This is a genomic window from Micromonospora mirobrigensis (assembly GCF_900091555.1).
Classification (GTDB): domain Bacteria; phylum Actinomycetota; class Actinomycetes; order Mycobacteriales; family Micromonosporaceae; genus Micromonospora; species Micromonospora mirobrigensis.
Window position 1 is genome coordinate 360,587 of record NZ_FMCX01000004.1, and the last position, 16,164, is coordinate 376,750.

The 16,164-nt window shown below is 72.4% G+C and carries 15 protein-coding genes; 9 read left to right on the forward strand and 6 right to left on the reverse strand.

Features of this window, described 5'->3' with window-relative positions; all coding sequences use genetic code 11:
- Window positions 1-28 precede the first annotated feature (28 nt).
- On the reverse strand, window positions 29-2,185 hold the full coding sequence (locus GA0070564_RS16315) for an amylo-alpha-1,6-glucosidase (RefSeq protein WP_091609484.1): 2,157 nt from the start codon (window positions 2,183-2,185) through the stop codon (window positions 29-31).
- Window positions 2,186-2,293: 108 nt separating this feature from the next.
- On the opposite strand from GA0070564_RS16315, the gene GA0070564_RS16320 reads away from it, so the two are divergent.
- Window positions 2,294-3,739: a M20/M25/M40 family metallo-hydrolase gene (locus GA0070564_RS16320; RefSeq protein WP_091609485.1), complete on the forward strand. Its 1,446-nt coding sequence runs from the start codon at window positions 2,294-2,296 to the stop codon at window positions 3,737-3,739.
- A gap of 53 nt (window positions 3,740-3,792) precedes the next feature.
- Here GA0070564_RS16320 and GA0070564_RS16325 read toward each other — a convergent pair whose 3' ends face one another.
- Window positions 3,793-4,317, reverse strand: a complete 525-nt coding sequence (locus GA0070564_RS16325; RefSeq protein WP_091609486.1) for a GNAT family N-acetyltransferase — start codon at window positions 4,315-4,317, stop codon at window positions 3,793-3,795.
- A gap of 384 nt (window positions 4,318-4,701) precedes the next feature.
- Here GA0070564_RS16325 and GA0070564_RS16330 point away from each other — a divergent pair, with 384 nt between their 5' ends.
- Window positions 4,702-5,931: an MFS transporter gene (locus GA0070564_RS16330; protein WP_091609685.1), complete on the forward strand. Its 1,230-nt coding sequence runs from the start codon at window positions 4,702-4,704 to the stop codon at window positions 5,929-5,931.
- Between the two features lie 375 nt (window positions 5,932-6,306).
- On the opposite strand, the gene GA0070564_RS16335 is transcribed toward GA0070564_RS16330, so the two are convergent.
- From GA0070564_RS16335 to GA0070564_RS16345, 3 genes are read right to left on the reverse strand one after another with little or no spacing between them, the layout of a single operon-like run.
- Window positions 6,307-6,702 carry a VOC family protein gene (locus tag GA0070564_RS16335; protein ID WP_091609487.1) on the reverse strand — a complete coding sequence of 132 codons (396 nt, stop codon included), beginning with the start codon at window positions 6,700-6,702 and terminating at the stop codon, window positions 6,307-6,309.
- Window positions 6,702-7,226 carry an SRPBCC family protein gene (locus GA0070564_RS16340; RefSeq protein ID WP_091609488.1) on the reverse strand — a complete coding sequence of 175 codons (525 nt, stop codon included), beginning with the start codon at window positions 7,224-7,226 and terminating at the stop codon, window positions 6,702-6,704. Before GA0070564_RS16340 ends, GA0070564_RS16335 begins: the two co-directional genes overlap by 1 nt.
- Window positions 7,223-7,540: an ArsR/SmtB family transcription factor gene (locus tag GA0070564_RS16345; RefSeq protein ID WP_091609489.1), complete on the reverse strand. Its 318-nt coding sequence runs from the start codon at window positions 7,538-7,540 to the stop codon at window positions 7,223-7,225. The genes GA0070564_RS16340 and GA0070564_RS16345 overlap by 4 nt, the downstream gene beginning before the upstream one ends.
- A gap of 296 nt (window positions 7,541-7,836) precedes the next feature.
- Here GA0070564_RS16345 and GA0070564_RS16350 point away from each other — a divergent pair, with 296 nt between their 5' ends.
- From GA0070564_RS16350 to GA0070564_RS16380, 7 genes are all read left to right on the forward strand, one after another.
- Window positions 7,837-9,162, forward strand: a complete 1,326-nt coding sequence (locus GA0070564_RS16350) for an ABC transporter substrate-binding protein (RefSeq protein ID WP_091609490.1) — start codon at window positions 7,837-7,839, stop codon at window positions 9,160-9,162.
- The gene (locus GA0070564_RS16355) at window positions 9,159-10,121 is read left to right on the forward strand and encodes a carbohydrate ABC transporter permease (protein WP_218104933.1); all 963 of its coding nucleotides are present in this window, start codon (window positions 9,159-9,161) and stop codon (window positions 10,119-10,121) included. Before GA0070564_RS16350 ends, GA0070564_RS16355 begins: the two co-directional genes overlap by 4 nt.
- Complete coding sequence (locus tag GA0070564_RS16360) at window positions 10,121-10,957, forward strand: carbohydrate ABC transporter permease (protein WP_091609491.1); 837 nt, start codon at window positions 10,121-10,123, stop codon at window positions 10,955-10,957. Before GA0070564_RS16355 ends, GA0070564_RS16360 begins: the two co-directional genes overlap by 1 nt.
- Window positions 10,958-10,994: 37 nt before the next feature.
- Window positions 10,995-12,122 carry a glycoside hydrolase family 172 protein gene (locus GA0070564_RS16365; protein ID WP_091609492.1) on the forward strand — a complete coding sequence of 376 codons (1,128 nt, stop codon included), beginning with the start codon at window positions 10,995-10,997 and terminating at the stop codon, window positions 12,120-12,122.
- A gap of 72 nt (window positions 12,123-12,194) precedes the next feature.
- On the forward strand, window positions 12,195-13,229 hold the full coding sequence (locus GA0070564_RS16370; protein WP_091609493.1) for a LacI family DNA-binding transcriptional regulator: 1,035 nt from the start codon (window positions 12,195-12,197) through the stop codon (window positions 13,227-13,229).
- Window positions 13,230-13,364: 135 nt separating this feature from the next.
- Window positions 13,365-14,468 (forward strand): glycoside hydrolase family protein, encoded by a 1,104-nt coding sequence (locus tag GA0070564_RS16375; RefSeq protein WP_091609494.1) that lies wholly within the window; start codon window positions 13,365-13,367, stop codon window positions 14,466-14,468.
- A gap of 12 nt (window positions 14,469-14,480) precedes the next feature.
- Window positions 14,481-15,413 carry a carbohydrate kinase family protein gene (locus tag GA0070564_RS16380; RefSeq protein ID WP_425412481.1) on the forward strand — a complete coding sequence of 311 codons (933 nt, stop codon included), beginning with the start codon at window positions 14,481-14,483 and terminating at the stop codon, window positions 15,411-15,413.
- A gap of 70 nt (window positions 15,414-15,483) precedes the next feature.
- On the opposite strand, the gene GA0070564_RS16385 is transcribed toward GA0070564_RS16380, so the two are convergent.
- Window positions 15,484-16,077 carry a hypothetical protein gene (locus GA0070564_RS16385; RefSeq protein ID WP_091609496.1) on the reverse strand — a complete coding sequence of 198 codons (594 nt, stop codon included), beginning with the start codon at window positions 16,075-16,077 and terminating at the stop codon, window positions 15,484-15,486.
- Between the last annotated feature and the right edge of the window lie 87 nt (window positions 16,078-16,164).

Sequence of the window (16,164 nt, forward strand, 5' to 3'; positions counted from 1 at the left end):
AAACGTGGCCGCGGGCGCCGCCGCGAACTCAGTCGGCCGCGGGACGGACGCGGCCAACCCGGCCGCGGGCCTCGATGTCCCAGCGCCGGCCGAAGGCCAGCAGGCGGCGTACCGTGATGCCGCCGATCTCGGGCGGGATGTCCGGTTTGACGACCAATCGGCCGTCGACCGGGTCCAGTCCGAGCATCGACCGGACCAGGCTGGCCGGCGCGGTGGCCGCCCACGCCTGCGGGCTGCACGCCGTCGGGTAGGGCACGGCGAACCGGGTGCGGTCGCGGAACAGGCCGCTGAGCGCCTCCGGCAGCCGGTGGTCGAACTCGGCGGCGGCGTCCAGCAGGGCCAGCGACAACCGGTTGGCCTCGGAACGGTAGCCGTACCGGGTCAGGCCCAGCACGGCGATGGCGTTGTCGTGCGGCCAGACGGTGCCCTGGTGGTAGCCGAGCGGGTTGTAGGTGGCATCCTCGCGGGACATGGTGCGGATCCCCCAGCCGGAGAACATGGCCGGCGTGAAGAGCTGCCGGACCACCCGTGGCGCCCGGTCCGGCGGCACGATGCCGCTCCACAACAGGTGGCCCAGGTTGGAGGTCATCGAGTCGACCCGCTGCTTGTCGCCGTCGAGGGCCACCGCGTAGTAGCCGCCCCGCTCCTCGATCCAAAAGTCGCGGTTGAACCGCCGGTACAGGTCGTCGGCCTCGGCCCGCAGCCGGCCGGCCAACGCCGGGTCGGCCAGCGGGCCGGCGGCCAGCTCGGCGAGCCGCACCTTCGCGTCGTAGGTGTAGCCCTGGACGTCGCTGGTGGCCAGCGGCAGCACCGGGATCCGCCCGTCGGCGAAGCGCACCCCGTCCGGGGAGTCCCGCCAGCACTGGTTGCCCAGGCCCTGCGGGGAACGGGTGGCGTACTCGACGTAGCCGTCGCCGTCCCGGTCGCCGTACCGGTCGATCCAGTCCAGCGCGGCGAGGGCCTGCGGCCGCAACGACCGGACGAACTCGTCGTCGCCGCTCCACCGCCAGTACTCGGAGAGCACGATGAGCCAGAGCTGGGTGGCGTCGGCCGTGCCGTAGTAGGGGCGGTACGGCTTGTCGCCCTGGCGGGTCAGCTCGCCACGGCGTACCTCGTGCAGGATCTTGCCGGGTTCCTCGTCGGTGAAGTCGTCGCAGCGCTTGCCCTGCGCCCCGGCCAGCGCGAGCAGGGCGCCCTTGGCCAGGTGGGAGCCCCCGGCGAGCGCCTGGTACGCGGCGATCAGGGTGTCCCGGCCGAAGACCGTGAGGAACCACGGCGCGCCGGCGGCGGGCAGGATCACCTGTTCCCCGCACACCTCGATCTCCAACCGCAGCGCGACCAGATCGTGCAACGACCGCTCGGCGACCCGCTCCAGGGTCGGCTCGTCGCTGTGCAGCCGGACGCCCTCGGCCAGCCACTGCTGGGCGGGGTCGGCGGCGCGACCGTGGAACACGTCGGCGATGTCGGCCCGCACCGGGTTCATCGTGCCCTCACCCGGCGGCAGCGGCACCCGCAGGTCCACGTGCCACTCCTCCAGCGGGGACAGCTCGATCTCCCAGACCAGCTCAGTGCCCTCGATCCGGTCGGCCGGCGGGTCCGCGGTCACCCGGGTCTCGGCGGCGAAGCCCTCGTGCTCGTAGGCGAACCGCAGCTCGGAACCGTCGGGTGCGGCGTACCGGCCGATCCACGGGCAGCGGTCCCGTACCTCCGACTTGACTTCGAACAGGTCGGCGAAGTCGCTCTCCACGGCCAGCCGCAGCTCAAGTCGGACCTGGCCCGGCTGGTTCGACTGGAGCTCGACCCGTTCGTGCAGGGAGTCCCCGATGAGGCGCATCCGCCGGGTGGTGACGGCGTCGGCCGGCAGCCCGCCGGGCAGCGCGGGGTTGGCCAGCACGAACTGCGCCAGGTTGGGCTCCATGGGCGCCGACCGCAGGGCGAGCAGCGGCGCGCCGTCGAGCCGCAGTTCCCAGCGGCTGATCAGCCGGGTGTCCTGGTGTACGAGTCCGCCGATGGTGCCCGCCGGCACGTCCCCGGTGGGGCTCGAGTACATGAACGTCGAGCCGCGGACCACCGCGATGGCGTCCGGGCCGAGCTCCGGCGGCATCGCCCTGGCCTCGCCCTGCCGTCCGGCGTCCTTCGGCGCGTACGGCATCGGGTCCACCGGCGTCGGTCGGAGTCTGGCCATGACATCGAGGCTAGGCCGGGGAGGGCGAGGCCGACCTCACCCGGACCGGATGATCCTCGGAACGCGGCAGAGATAGACACACCTCCATCCCGGAGGGAGGATGCGGTCATGAGCGAGCACACCGGACAAGGGCGACCCACCCGGCCGACCCGTCGCACGTTCCTGACCGCTTCCGCCGCGGCCACCGCCGCCGTCGCCGCCCCGCTGGCCGCCGGCCCGGCGGCGGCCGACTCGCAGACCCACAATCCGCCCGGCCCCGGCCGGCCCGCCCACCCGCAGCAGCCGGACCGTGAGCTGCGCGCGCTGCTGCGCGAGGTCGACCGGGACCGGATCGAGGCCACCGTGCGCCGGCTGGCCGCCTTCGGCACCCGGCACACCCTCTCCGACCAGGACAACCCCGAGCGGGGCATCGGCGCCGCCCGGGACTGGATCTTCGCGCAGCTCTCCGGGTACGCCGCCGCCTCCGGCGGCCGGATGACCGTGCAGCTCCAGTCGTACGTCCAGCAGCCGGCGTCCCGGATCCCGGTGGCCACCCGGATCACCAACGTGGTCGCCACCCTGCGCGGCGAGACCGCCCCCGACCGGGTGTACGTGGTGACCGGGCACTACGACTCGCGGGCCACCGACGTGCTGGACGCGGTCAGCGACGCGCCGGGCGCCGACGACGACGCCTCCGGCGTGGCGGTGGTGATGGAGCTGGCCCGGGTGATGGCCACCCGGCGCAGCGAGGCGACCGTCGTCTTCGCCGCCGTGGCCGGCGAGGAGCAGGGCCTGTACGGCTCGACCTACCTGGCCGGGCAGCTCAAGGCGGCCGGCGTGGACGTGCAGGGCATGTTCAGCGACGACATCGTCGGTTCCAGCACCGCCGACGACGGCACCCGCGACCCGCGGACGGTCCGACTCTTCGCCGAGGGCGTGCCGACCGCCGAGACCCCCGCCGAGGCGAGCGTGCGGCAGTCGGTCGGCGGCGAGAACGACTCCCCGTCCCGGCAGCTGGCCCGGTTCGTCGCCGACGTGGCCGACAACGGCGCCACCGGCATGCGCGTGCGGGTGATCTACCGGCGGGACCGCTACCTGCGCGGCAGCGACCACATCCCGTTCCTGCGCGAGGGCTGGCCGGCCGGGCGGTTCACCGAGCCGAACGAGGACTTCGCCCACCAGCACCAGGACGTCCGGGTGGTCGACGGCGTCCAGTACGGCGACCTGCCGGAGTTCTGCGACTTCGACTACATCACCCGGGTGGCGCGGGTGAACGGCGCGGCGCTGTGGTCGCTGGCCCAGGCGCCGGGCACCCCGAAGGGGGCGATCGTCGTCACCACCAACCTGACAAACGACACCACCCTGCGCTGGCAGCGCGGCGACGAGCCGGACCTGGCCGGCTACGAGGTGGTGTGGCGGGAGACCACGGCGGCCGAGTGGCAGAAGGTGATCCCGGTCGGCGACGTCACCGAGGTCACCGTCGACCTGTCCAAGGACAACGTCTTCTTCGGCGTACGCGCGGTGGACGGCGCCGGGCACCGCAGCCCGGTCGCCTTCCCCCGCCCCGGCAGCTGAGCATGCAAGGAGGGGCCCCTTGTTAACGCCTCCGGTATGGCAGGGGGCCCCTGTTAACCGGTCGGGGCGGTGATCGCCCAGCGTTCGTGGTCGCGCCAGGCGCCGTCGACGAACAGGTAGTCGGGCGAGAAGCCCTCCAGCCGGAAGCCGAGCTTGCGGGCCACCCGCTTCGACGGCTCGTTGCCGGGCTGGATGTTCGCCTCCAACCGGTGCAGGCCCAGCGTGTCGAGGGCGTGCGCCACGACCAGGCCGATCCCGGTCGAGGCGTGGCCGGTGCCGGCGTACGGGAGGAGGGCGGCGTAGCCGAGGAACCCGCCCCGCAGCGGACCCATGATGATCCCGCCGATGTTGGCGTAACCGGCGATCGCGCCGCTGTCGAGGTCGCAGAACAGGAAGCTCTGCGTGTCGCGCCGACGGGCCTTGGCCAGGTACGCCGCGAACGCCGCCGGGGTGTCCGGGGGCGCCACCCAGGGGTGGTGCAGCTCGCGGCTGCGCCGGGCGGCGGCGGTGAACTCGGCCTCGTCGGTGGGGCGGGGCCGGCGGATGCCCACCCTCCCCGCGGTACGCAGGTATCTCACGACCGATCACTCTCGCCCCTGGCCGGCGCGGCTGTCCAACCGACCCCCGGGCGCGACGACCGGCGGACGGGGTCGCGGGCGCGACGATCGGCCCGTAGGGTCGGCACTCCACCGACGTTCGGAGGCTGATCATGGGTATGGGCGCTCTCGGCACGATGCTGGCCTCCGCTTCGTCGCGGGCGACGCCGGTCCGCTGACCCTCCGGGGTCGACAAACCCCCGCTCACCCGTCGCGAAGCGATGAAGTGACCCGCCTCAGGCGCGGGTCCTCCGTCATGGCGTGACCACGCCACCACATCGCTTCCGAGGGAGTCCTCGTGTTTCCGCACCTGCCGTGCGGGCGTCTCGTCGCGCCCGCATGCCGTTGCATCTGCCGGTGGTCCCGATGACCGCCACCACCGACCGGGCTCCGCTGGGCCCCGACTTCACCTGGCTCTGGACCGCCAGCGCCGTGTCGAACCTCGGCGACGGCGTCACCATGGTCGCCGGCCCGCTGCTGGTCGCCTCGATCAGCGACGATCCCGTCGCGGTGGCCGCCGCGGCGCTCGCCCCGCAGCTGCCCTGGCTGCTCTTCGCGCTGGTCAGCGGGGCCCTCGTGGACCGCTTCGACAGGCGTCGCCTGATCGTCGCGGTCAACCTCGGCCGAGGGCTCGTGCTGGCCGCGCTCGCCGCGGCCGTGCTCCTCGGCGTGGCCACCGTGCCGCTGATCTGCCTGGCGTTCTTCCTGACCGGCGTCGGGGAGACCCTGGCCGACACCGCGTCCGGGGCGCTACTGCCGTCGGTGGTGCCGCCGGAGCGGCTGGAACAGGCCAACAGCCGGCTCTTCGCCACCTTCGTGATCGGCAACCAGTTCGCGGCGAAGCCGCTCGGGGCGTACCTCTTCGTCCTGGCGGCGGCGCTGCCGTTCAGTGTCGACGCGGCCTCCTTCGGGCTGGCCGCGCTGCTGCTGGCCCTGCTGCGCTGGCGGCCGGTTCCGGCCGCGACGACCGCATCCGGGGCCACCGACCGGCGGCGCTCGCTGCGGGCCGACATCGCCGACGGGGTACGCGCCCTGTGGGCTGTCCCGGTGCTGCGCACCCTGGCGGTCAGCATCGCGGTGATGAACGTCGCGTTCTGCGCGGCGTTCGCGGCATTCGTGCTGTACGCCGGGCAGCGGCTGGGCCTCGGGGACGTCGGGTACGGGGTGCTGCTCACCGCGTCGGCGCTGGGCGGGCTGGCCGGCAGCGCGCTGGCCACCCGGCTGCGGTCCCGGTTCGGCACGCCGAACTTGCTGCGTGCCGGCCTGCTGATCGAAGTCGGACTCCAGGTCGTGCTGGCCACCACCCGGCAGCCCTGGGTGGCCGGCGTGGCGCTGGCGATCTGGGGCGTGCACACGATGGTCTGGGGCGTGTTGGTGGTGTCGCTGCGGCAACGGCTCGTGCCGGACCGGCTGCGCGGCCGGGTGAACAGCGTCTACGCGCTGGCCGACCTGGGCGGCGCGGCCATCGGCACCACCCTCGGTGGAGTGGTCGCCCAGGCGACCGGCAGCCTCCTGACGCCGTTCTGGCTGGCGGCCGGCGCGCTGGCGGCGCTCACCGCGCTGGCCTGGCGCCGCCTCGCTGACACCCGGGGCTGACCGGCCACCCTGCGGTGGGCGGCCGGTCGGCCGCCCACCGCAGGCACGTCAGCTCAGCGTCACGTCCCGGGCCTCCCCCACCCCGTCGAAGACGTTCACCCCGAACTGCCCGGCGGTGATCCGGAGCGTGGTCGGCGACTCGGCACGCCGCGTACGTCAGCGCGCCAGCGGTTCCAGCACCCGCTCGACCAGCGCCGTGTCGCAGTTCTCGGTCACCTCGCTCAGACGCCCGTCAACCACTGGCGGGATTCGACCAGCTGGGCCATCAGCGGCCGCAGAAGCCTCAACCAACTTGAGGGTTCACTGAGGACTGTCCGGCAGGACCCTCGACGAGTGGGTCTTCCTCAGCCAGCTTCAGCGCTCGTGCAGCATGCTTCAGGCGCCGTCCGGTTCGCCGTCGATCTGTGTCAAGTCCCAGGTGGACAGGCAGAACGGGTGGCCCGCCGGATCGGAGTACACGAAGCAGTGGTCGGAGTTCGGTTGGAAGTCGAATCGGCTGGCACCGGCGGCGAGGACCCGCGCGCCGGTGGCCGCGAGGTCGTCGACGAAGAAGTCGAGGTGCATCTGCATTGGTACGCCGCCTTGCGGCCACTCGGGTGCGCGGAACTGGTCGACCTGCTGGAAGCCGATGACCGCGTGTGGCCCGGTGACGGTCGCCCAGTGGGAGTCGCCCTTCGCCACGCCGCCGGTGATCAGGGCGTAGAACCTGGCCAAGGCGAGGGCATCGGGCGCGTTGAGCGTGACACCGCTGAGCCGGATCGTGTCGGTCATCAGGCGGTCACCATCTTCTCGTAGGCCGGAGTGAGCTCTGTCCACCGGGCACGCCAGGTCGGCTCCGGCGACTGTTCGGTCCACGAGTCGGGGCCGGCCGCGGTCTCGCCCCGCAGTGACCGTGCGAGATCCTCGAGGTGGGCCTGCCATCCGGCGCCATAGAAGTAGAGGCGTTCCCGCGGTAGGCCGCGCTCCTCGACGACCAGGCGCGTGCGGTGGCCCTCCTCGGTCAGCCATGCCTCGATCTGGGCCTCGTCTTCGGTGTCTGGTTCTGTGGTGAGCAGCAGATGGTGGGGCTTCTCGCAGGCGTCGATGCGCGCGGGGCCGGTCCAGGTGCTGGTGAACACGGCATGGATCGAGCCACCGACCCGCAGGTCGCCAGAGACCTTGGCGATCCAGCGGGCGAGCCGTTCCGGATTCGTGCACGCCTCCCACAGGTCGTCGATGTGGGTGTCGTAGACGTCCTCGACGCGCACCGCGCCGCGGGTGCTGTCCAGCGACCGTACAGTGCCGATGATTTTCACTCTCGTGCCTTCTTTCCTCGGGCGATCTCCGTGTGCAGGGCGTCGAGTCGGTTGCGCCAGAGCGCGCGGTACGGCTCCAACCAGGCGTCCACCTCGGCGAGTGCCTCCGGCCGGAGGCTGTAGATCCGCCGCTGCGCGTCCTGGCGGACATCGACCAGTCCCACCTCCCGCAGCACGCGCAGGTGCCGGGAAACCCCCGGGCGGGCGATCGGGAGCGCCTCCGCGAGCTCACCGGCCGTCGCCGGGTGCCTGCGGAGGATGTCAAGCACCGTGCGCCGGCTCGGATCCGCCAGCGCCTGCAATACCGCATCCATGATGGCTCGAATGTAACTGGTCGGGTACGTAACAACAAGGGCATATAGCGCCCCCGGAGGTGAGCCCCCGCGCTGGCCTGGCACCGCCTCGCCGACAACACGCGGCTGACCGGCCGCCCACCGCAGGCACGGCCGACGGATTTACGGAGCCGACACTTGACCGTCACACGAAGCGCTCTTACGCTCTGCCAAAAGCTTTTGCCAAAAGGTTTTGGCAACCGCCTCACCGACCTCCACCACACGCTCCGGCGTGCGCCCCCACGCGCCCGGACCACCCCTCGAAACGGAGCAGAACCATGGCATCTCGCGCGACAACCGGCGGCTGGCCCCGCCGTGGCTTCCTCGGGCTGGGCGCCGGCGCCGGCGCGGCGGCGCTGCTCGGCGCGGCCGGCTGCGGCGCCGGTGGCAGCGGCACCGCCGCCGGCGGCTCCGGCGACGACAAGAGCCTCACCGTCGCCTGCGAGGGCGGCGGCAAGATCGAGCTCCAGCCGGTGGCCGACAAGTTCAAGCAGGACACCGGCACCACTGTCACCCTGGTCGAGCTTCCCTACGACGGGCTGTTCAACCGACTGACCAGCGAACTGTCCGGCAACCGCGCGTCGTTCGACGTCTGCGCGGTGGACGCCGTCTGGATCCCGCTGCTGGCCGGCAAGCTCGCCCCGCTCGACGACCTGTTCACCGCCGAGGTCAGGAACGACCTGTTCCCGGCGCTGGTCCAGGAGGCGCAGTCCGGCGGGAAGTTCATCGGCATGCCGGTCTGGACCAACAGCGAGATCCTCTTCTATCGCAAGGACCTCTTCGAGGACCCGAAGGAGAAGGCCGCCTTCGAGAAGAAGTACGGCTACCCGCTCGCACCGCCCACCACCTGGCAGCAGTTCACCGACATCGCCACCTTCTTCACCCGGCCCGGTCAGAAGCTGTACGGCACCGACGTCAAGGGCGCGGTGGAGACCGAGTGGCTGGCCCACGTGCTCCAGGCCGGCTCCCCCGGCGTCGTCCTCGACGACAGCGGCAACGTCATCGTCGACAACGCCCAGCACCTGGCCGCGCTGACCTTCTACGCCGACCTCAACAACAAGCACAAGGTCGCCCCGGCCGGCGCCGCGCAGACCGACTGGAGCGCCGCGCAGAACCTGTTCAACCAGGGCCAGACCGCGATGACCCGGTTCTGGGCGCACGCGTACCGGCAGATCCCGGCCGACGCGAAGGTGGCCGGCAAGGTCGGCGCCGCGCCGATGATCGGCGGCACCGCCGGGGTCGCCGGCATCCCCGGCCCGTGGTACCTCTCCGCCCCGCAGGGCGGCGCCAAGGCCGACCTGGCCAAGCAGTTCATCAAGGCCGCCTACGACAACAACGCGCTGAGCATCGACACCAGCCTCGGCCTGGCCGCCCGCAAGTCCGCCTACCAGTCGTACGCGGAGAAGCCCGGCTTCGAGTCCTTCGGCCCGCTGCTGGCCACCCTCAACGCCGGCGCCACCAGGCCGCGCCCGGCCAGCCCGCACTGGCAGCGGATCGTCGACAGCGTGCTGGTGCCCACGATCCAGAAGGCGCTCACCCCGGGCGCCGACTACGCCGCCCTGCTCAAGGCCGCCCGGACCCAGATCGAGGGCATCGTCAAGTGAGCCCCACAGCGCAGGCGGCACCACCGCGGAGCGCCCCGCGTACCCCGGCCCCGACCGGCGGGCGACGGGCCCGCCGGGGGCTGTCGGACGCCGGGTACGCGACCCTGCTCGCCGCGCCGGCCGCGGTGGTGCTGCTGGCGCTGGTCGGCTGGCCGCTGGTGAAGCTGGTGGTGGACAGCCTGCACAGCGGCTCCGGGCTCGGCGACGGGCGACGCTTCGCCGGGCTGGCCAACTACGTCACCGCGCTGACCGACCCGGGCATCCGGGCGGCGGCCGGGCGGACGCTGGCGTACACCCTGATCGTGGTCAGCGCCGAGCTGGTGCTCGGCCTGGCGGTGGCGCTGCTGTTCCACCGGCTCGGGCCCAGGGCCCGGATCCTGCAGACGCTGTTCCTCTATCCGCTGATGATCGCGCCGGTGGTCGCCGGCCTGCTCTGGCGGTTCCTGATGATCGACAGCGTCGGCATCGTCAACGAGCTGCTCACCCGGGTCGGCATCCTGGACAACCCGGGCGACGTCTCCTGGCTCAGCGACCCGGACCTGGTGCTCTTCTCGGTCGCCCTGCCGGACATCTGGCTCACCACCTCGTTCATGACCCTGGTGCTCTACGCCGGCCTCCAGGCCATCCCGCCGGACCTGTACGAGGCCGCCCGCCTCGACGGCGCCCGGGGGCTGCGGCTGCTGGTCAGCGTGACCCTGCCGCTGCTGCGGCCGGTGATCGCGGTGGCGCTGATCATCCGGGGCGTGGACGCCGCCCGGGCCTTCGACGTGATCCTCATCCAGACCGACGGCGGACCGCAGTCGGCGTCGGAGACGTTGAGCCTGACCATCTACAAGACGATGGTCAGCTACAACGACCCCGGCACGGCCGCCGCCACCAGCACCCTGTTCATGATCGTGATGATGGTGGTCGCGATGGTCGCGGTGCTGACCATCTGGCGCCCGGGCAAGGAGTCCTGATGTCGCACCTGCTCGCCGCGCGGGTCAGGACCGGGCTGCTCTGGGCCGCCGCCGTCGCCGTCGTGGTGGTCTACGGCTTCCCCTTCGTCTACCTGGTGCTCACCTCGTTCAAGCCGGCCGTCGACGCCATCGCGGTGCCGCCGACCGTGCTGCCGCAGCGGTTCACCCTGGACAACTACCTCACCGCGCTCAACCGGCCCGGGGTCACCGCCTCGTTCATCAACAGCGTCAGCACGGCGGTGGTCGCCACGCTGCTGTCGATGGCGCTGGCGATCCCGGCCGCCTGGGGGATCACCCGCTACCGGACCCGCGCCGGGCAGCTGCTGATGGCCGGCTCGCTGCTGGTCCGGATGGCCCCGGCCGTGGCGATCGGCATCCCGCTGGTCACCATCCTCGGCGCGGCCGGGCTCACCGACACCCCGACCGGGCTGGCGCTGGCCCAGACCACGGTGGCGCTGCCGCTGTCGATCTGGCTGCTGGCCAGCTTCTTCGAGGGGATGCCGCGGGAGATCGAGGAGGCCGCCCTGGTCGACGGCTGCGGCCGGTTCACCGCGCTGCTGCGGGTGATCCTGCCGGTGGTCTCCGGCGGACTGGCGGTCACCGCCATCTTCGCCTTCCTCGCCTCCTGGAACGAGTTCCTCTTCGCCCTGCTGCTCACCTCGGTACGGGCGCAGACCACTCCGATCGCCATCGCCAATTTCCAGAGCCAGTTCGGCCTGGACTGGGGCCCGATGACGGCCCTGGCGACGCTCTACTCCGTACCCGCGGTGGTGCTGACGCTGCTGCTGCAGCGCCGCATCGTCGCCGGGCTCAGCCTCGGCGCGGTCAAGGGCTGACCCTCTCCACCCCGCACAACCCCTGAAAGGAAACACCATGTCGTTCTGGCGACCCACCAGCCCGCTGGCGGGCCTCACCCGGGTCAAGGCCGGCCGCTCCAGGCGCGAGTCGAGCTGGGACCGCACCGGCGGCAACCGCGACTTCGCCGTGGTGCCGCCCGGCGAGACGCACGTGCTGGCCGACATCACCGGCACCGGCGTGATCGAGCACATCTGGCTGACCACCCGCTGCTACTCGGAGAAGTACCTGCGCAAGCTGGTCATCGAGATGTACTGGGACGGCGAGGAGAACCCGAGCGTCCGCAGCCCGCTGGGCGACTTCTTCGGCGTCGGGCACGCCACCTGCACGCACTACGTGTCGCTGCCGCTGAGCATGGTGTTCGGCCCGCGCCGCGGCCCGAAGGGCCCGTTCGCCGCCGCGATGAACTCCTACTTCCCGATGCCGTTCGGCAAGAGCGCGAAGATCGTCATCCGCAACGAGTCGGACATGCCGATCGAGAACCTCTTCTACTACGTCGACTACGACCTGACCGACGAGGCGAAGCCGGACGACGTGGCGTACTTCCACGCGTACTACCGGCAGGAGAAGCCGTGCACCCCGGTGCCGAACGGGCTCGCCCCCGGTGAGGTGCCGAACCCGTGGGACCTGCCGGGGGTCAACCTCACCGGCGAGGACAACTACGTCATCCTCGACACCGACGGCGGGGCCGGGCACTACGTCGGCTGCGTGCTGAGCATCGACAACCACAACGCGTCCAACCAGCCGTACACCTGGCCGGGCGAGGGCGACGACATGATCTTCATCGACGGCGAGCAGTGGCCGCCGTCGCTGCACGGCACCGGCACGGAGGACTACTTCAACGCCGCGTGGGGCTTTCCCAGCGGCGCGTACGCCGGGCCCTACCACGGCATCAGCCTGGCCAGCAGCCCGCAGGAGCACTTCGGACTCTGGAGCATGTACCGGTTCCACATCGAGGACCCGGTGCGCTTCTCCAAGTCGATCAAGGTGACGATCGAGCACGGCCACGCCAACGACCAGGGCAACGACTTCTCCTCGGTGGCGTACTGGTACCAGCACCACCCGCACAAGCCGCTGCCGGAGCTGCCGCCGGTGGCCGAGCGCCTGCCGCGCCGCTGGCCCGAGCACGGCCTGTGGGACGAGTGACCGGTCCGATACCGTTGGTCTGCCGTCCACTCCGGACGACCGACCCCAGCTGAGTGATGCGGTGATGAGCTGATGGGAACCAAGGTGAGCATCCGGGATGTGGCCGCGGCCGCGGGCGTCTCGGTGACCACCGTGTCCCACGTGCTCAACAACAAGTCCGGCACCCGGGTCAGCCCGGAGACCCGCGAACGCGTCGAGTCGGCGGCCCGCCAGCTCGGCTACGCGGCCAACGGGCTGGCCCGGGGACTGCGGCTGCAACGCTCGCACACCCTGGGCCTGCTCAGCGACGTCATCGCCACCACCCCGCACGCCGGCCGGATCATCCTCGGCGCGCAGGAGACCGCCTCGGCCCGCGGCTGGGTGCTCATGCTCCTCACCACCGGCGGCGACCCGCAGGTCGAACGGCGGGAGATCCAGGCGCTGGCGCAGCACCGGGTCGACGGGGTGCTCTACGCGACCATGTACCACCGGGTCGTCGAGGTCCCCGACGAGCTGCGGCCGATGCCGGTGGTGCTGCTCGACGCCGCCAGCACCGACCCGAGCCTGCCGTCGGTGGTGCCGGACGAGACCGGCGGCGGCCGGGTCGCCGTCCGGGAACTGCTCAACCGGGGGCACCGGCGGATCGGCTTCGTGACCAACGTCGACGACATCCCCGCCACCCGCGGCCGCCTGCTGGGTTACCAGGAGGCGCTGCGGGAGGCGGCGGTGCCCTACCGACCCGACCTGGTGCTCGACGAGGTCTCCGACACCCTCGGCGGCTACCGGGCGGCCCGGGAGCTGCTCACCCGCCCGCAGCGACCGACCGCCCTGTTCTGCTTCAACGACCGGATGGCGATGGGCGCCTACCGGGCGGCGGCGGAGCTGGGCCTGCGGATCCCCGACGACCTGTCGGTGATCGGCTTCGACAACCAGGAACTCATCGCGGACGGGCTGCACCCCGGCCTGACCACGGTGGCCCTGCCGCACTACGAGATGGGCGCCTGGGCCGTGGAGACCATGGTCGAGCTGCTCAACCAGCCCAAGGGAGCGCGACGGCGCGCCGCGCGGCAGGTCGTCATGCCGTGCCCGCTGGTCGCGCGCGCGTCGGTCGCCGCCCCGCCCGGCTGACGGTCCGTACCCCGCCACCCACCACCCCACCCGCCGACCGGCCCTCACCGGTCCGGCCGTACCGACGTACCCCGCCGCAGCCGCGGCGTCGACGCACCCGCCGCCCCGCGCGGCGCCGAAGGTAAAGGACCCACCGTGCTGCGACTCCCCGACGCCTGGATCTGGGACTTCTGGTTCGCCCGCGAGGGCGACACCCACCACCTGTTCTTCCTGCGCGCCTCGCGGGCGCTCGGCGACCCGGACCGCCGGCACTTCCGGGCCAGCGTCGGGCACGCCGTCTCCACCGACCTGCGCACCTGGACGCAGCTCGCCGACGCCCTGGTCCCCGCCGACCGGCCGGCCTTCGACGACGTGGCCACCTGGACCGGCTCGGTGCTGCCCGGCCCGGACGGCCGTTGGTACATGTTCTACACCGGCGCCGGCAGCACCGAGCGGGCCTTGGTGCAGCGGATCGGACTGGCCACCTCCGCGGACCTGGTCACCTGGGAGCGGCACCCGACCTCGCCGGTGCTCACCGCCGCCGGCCGCTGGTACGAGCGCTTCGGCGACTCCACCTGGCAGGACGAGGCGTGGCGCGACCCGTGGGTGTTCCCGGACCCGGACGGCGACGGCTGGCACATGCTGATCACCGCCCGCGCCAACGAGGGACCGGTCGACGACCGCGGGGTCATCGCCCACGCCCGCTCGCACGACCTGGTGCACTGGGAGGCGCAACCGCCGGTGACCGCGCCGGGCAGCGGCTTCGGCCACCTCGAGGTGCCCCAGGTGGAGATCGTCGACGGCCGACCGATCCTGATCTTCTCCTGCCTGCACGACCAGCTCGCCGAGCGCTGCCGCGACGCCCGCGCCTGCGGGGTCTGGGCGGTCCCCGGCGACTCGCTGCTCGGCCCCTTCGACGTCACCCGGGCAGAGCGGCTCACCGACGACAGCCTCTACAGCGGACGGCTGGTCCGCGACGCCGCCGGCGAGTGGCAGCTGCTGGCCTTCCTCAACCACGACGAGCAGGGCCGGTTCGTCGGCGAGCTGAGCGACCCGATCCCGGTACGCGTCACCGCCGACGGCACAGTGCTGCTCGGCGACGCCGAGCCGGGCACCCCGTACTCGGTGCACGGCCGACGCGACGTCGCCCCCGACCCGTCCCGGGCCGGCGCGCTGACCCAGGCCGACGACACCACGGCCACCGCCGACGGCGCGCCCCCCACGGGTACGCCGGCCGACGCGGTCCCGGCGGGGGCCTGAGCCGTGCTGACCGTGCTCGGCGAAGCCGTGGTGGACCTCGCCCCGGCCGGCGGCGGTGACCTGCTCGCCGCCCACCCGGGCGGCAGTCCGCTCAACGTGGCGGTCGGGCTGGCCCGGCTCGGCCGGCCCACGGCCATGCTGGCCCGGTTCTCCCGGACGGCGTTCGGCCGCCGGCTGCGGGCGCACGCCGACACCAACGGGGTAGACCTGACGCACGCGGTCGCCGACGATCGACCGGCCACCCTGGCCGTGGTCTCCCTCAACCCCACCGGCGCGGCGGAGTACGACTTCTATCTGACCGGGACCGCCGACTGGCACTGGACCCCGGAGGAACTGCCCGGGCTGCCACCCGGCACGGCGGTACTGCACACCGGTTCCCTCGCCGTGCTGCTGCCACCCGGGGCGGACGTCGTGGCCGACCTGCTGGCCCGGGAGCACGCGGCCGGGCGGGTGCTGATCAGCATCGACCCGAACGTCCGCCCGGCGGTGCTCGACGACCCGGACGCCGCCCGGGCCCGGCTGCTCGCCCTGGCCCGGCACGCGCACCTGGTCAAGGCCAGCGACGAGGACCTGGCCTGGCTGCTCCCCGGCGCCTCCGTGGAGCAGGCCGCCGCGCGGCTACTCGAGGCCGGGGTACGCCTGGTGGTGGTGACCCGCGGCGCCGCCGGCTCGTACGCGGTCACCGCCGACGGGACCGACCTGCACCACCCGGCCCGCCGGGTGACCGTGGTGGACACCGTCGGGGCCGGCGACGCGTTCACCGCCGGGCTGCTCGACGCGCTGGTGGAGGCGGGGGCCGCGACGCCGTCGGCGGTGGGTTCACTCGACGCTGCCGGGCTCGGCGCGGTGCTGGACCGAGCCACCCGGGTCGCGGCGATCACCTGTGGACGGGCCGGCGCCGACCCGCCCCACCGGCGGGAGCTGACCGCTTCCGTGGACGGGTGACCGGACCCGGACATGCCGCTGGCCGGCACCCCGTGCGGGGTGCCGGCCAGCGTTCGTTCATGTGGTGGTGTCAGTTGTTCCAGTGCTGGGCGACCAGGTCGGCGGCCTGCTGCTCCCACTGCGCGTACGCGTCCGGGTAGGCCGACACCTGCACCGTCTGCGCGGCATCGGTCAGCGGCATGTCCTGCCACCCGTCGACCTGCTTCAGACCCTTCAGGAACGCGGTCGTCGAGTAGGCCGGGTCGGTGATCTGCTCCGGCGAACCCCAACCACTGGACGGGCGCTGCTGGAACAGACCCAGCGAGTCATGGTCATTCTTGTCGCCCAGGTGACCCAGGTTCTCCAGCTTCGACTCCTGCAGGCTCGTCGCGATCGAGATCACCGCGGCCCGCTCCGGGAGACCGGCCTTCTTCGTGGCGGCGATGATCGCCTTGACGTTGGCGGTCTGCTCGTCGTTCAGGTCAATGCGCGACTGGGCGCCCTGCACACCGTGCGGGATCAGCGCCTTCGCGTCCACGCCCGGCTTGTCGGCCTGCACCGCCACCGCGACCGGGGAGGCGTGCACCGGCTCAGCAGCGTGAGCGGCAACCGGACCGGCGAACACACCACCGGTGAAAGCAAGACCAGCAATACCCAGCACACTCTTGGTCAGCATCGAGTTCATGGGAAAGCTCCATTCGGGGGTTGGCGCGGCACCCGAGGGGGATCAGGCGACGCGCAAGCACCGTCAGGCGCTCGAGAAGATCCGGGG

Excerpts from the sequence above, each read along its gene's own strand:
- GA0070564_RS16320 (WP_091609485.1), top strand. The coding sequence starts at position 2,294 with ATGAGCGAGCACACCGGACAAGGGCGACCCACCCGGCCGACCCGTCGC.
- GA0070564_RS16350 (WP_091609490.1), top strand. The coding sequence starts at position 7,837 with ATGGCATCTCGCGCGACAACCGGCGGCTGGCCCCGCCGTGGCTTCCTC.
- GA0070564_RS16335 (WP_091609487.1), bottom strand. The coding sequence starts at position 6,702 with ATGACCGACACGATCCGGCTCAGCGGTGTCACGCTCAACGCGCCCGAT.
- GA0070564_RS16370 (WP_091609493.1), top strand. The coding sequence starts at position 12,195 with ATGGGAACCAAGGTGAGCATCCGGGATGTGGCCGCGGCCGCGGGCGTC.
- GA0070564_RS16345 (WP_091609489.1), bottom strand. The coding sequence starts at position 7,540 with ATGGATGCGGTATTGCAGGCGCTGGCGGATCCGAGCCGGCGCACGGTG.
- GA0070564_RS16315 (WP_091609484.1), bottom strand. The coding sequence starts at position 2,185 with ATGGCCAGACTCCGACCGACGCCGGTGGACCCGATGCCGTACGCGCCG.
- GA0070564_RS16385 (WP_091609496.1), bottom strand. The coding sequence starts at position 16,077 with ATGAACTCGATGCTGACCAAGAGTGTGCTGGGTATTGCTGGTCTTGCT.
- GA0070564_RS16360 (WP_091609491.1), top strand. The coding sequence starts at position 10,121 with ATGTCGCACCTGCTCGCCGCGCGGGTCAGGACCGGGCTGCTCTGGGCC.
- GA0070564_RS16330 (WP_091609685.1), top strand. The coding sequence starts at position 4,702 with ATGACCGCCACCACCGACCGGGCTCCGCTGGGCCCCGACTTCACCTGG.
- GA0070564_RS16365 (WP_091609492.1), top strand. The coding sequence starts at position 10,995 with ATGTCGTTCTGGCGACCCACCAGCCCGCTGGCGGGCCTCACCCGGGTC.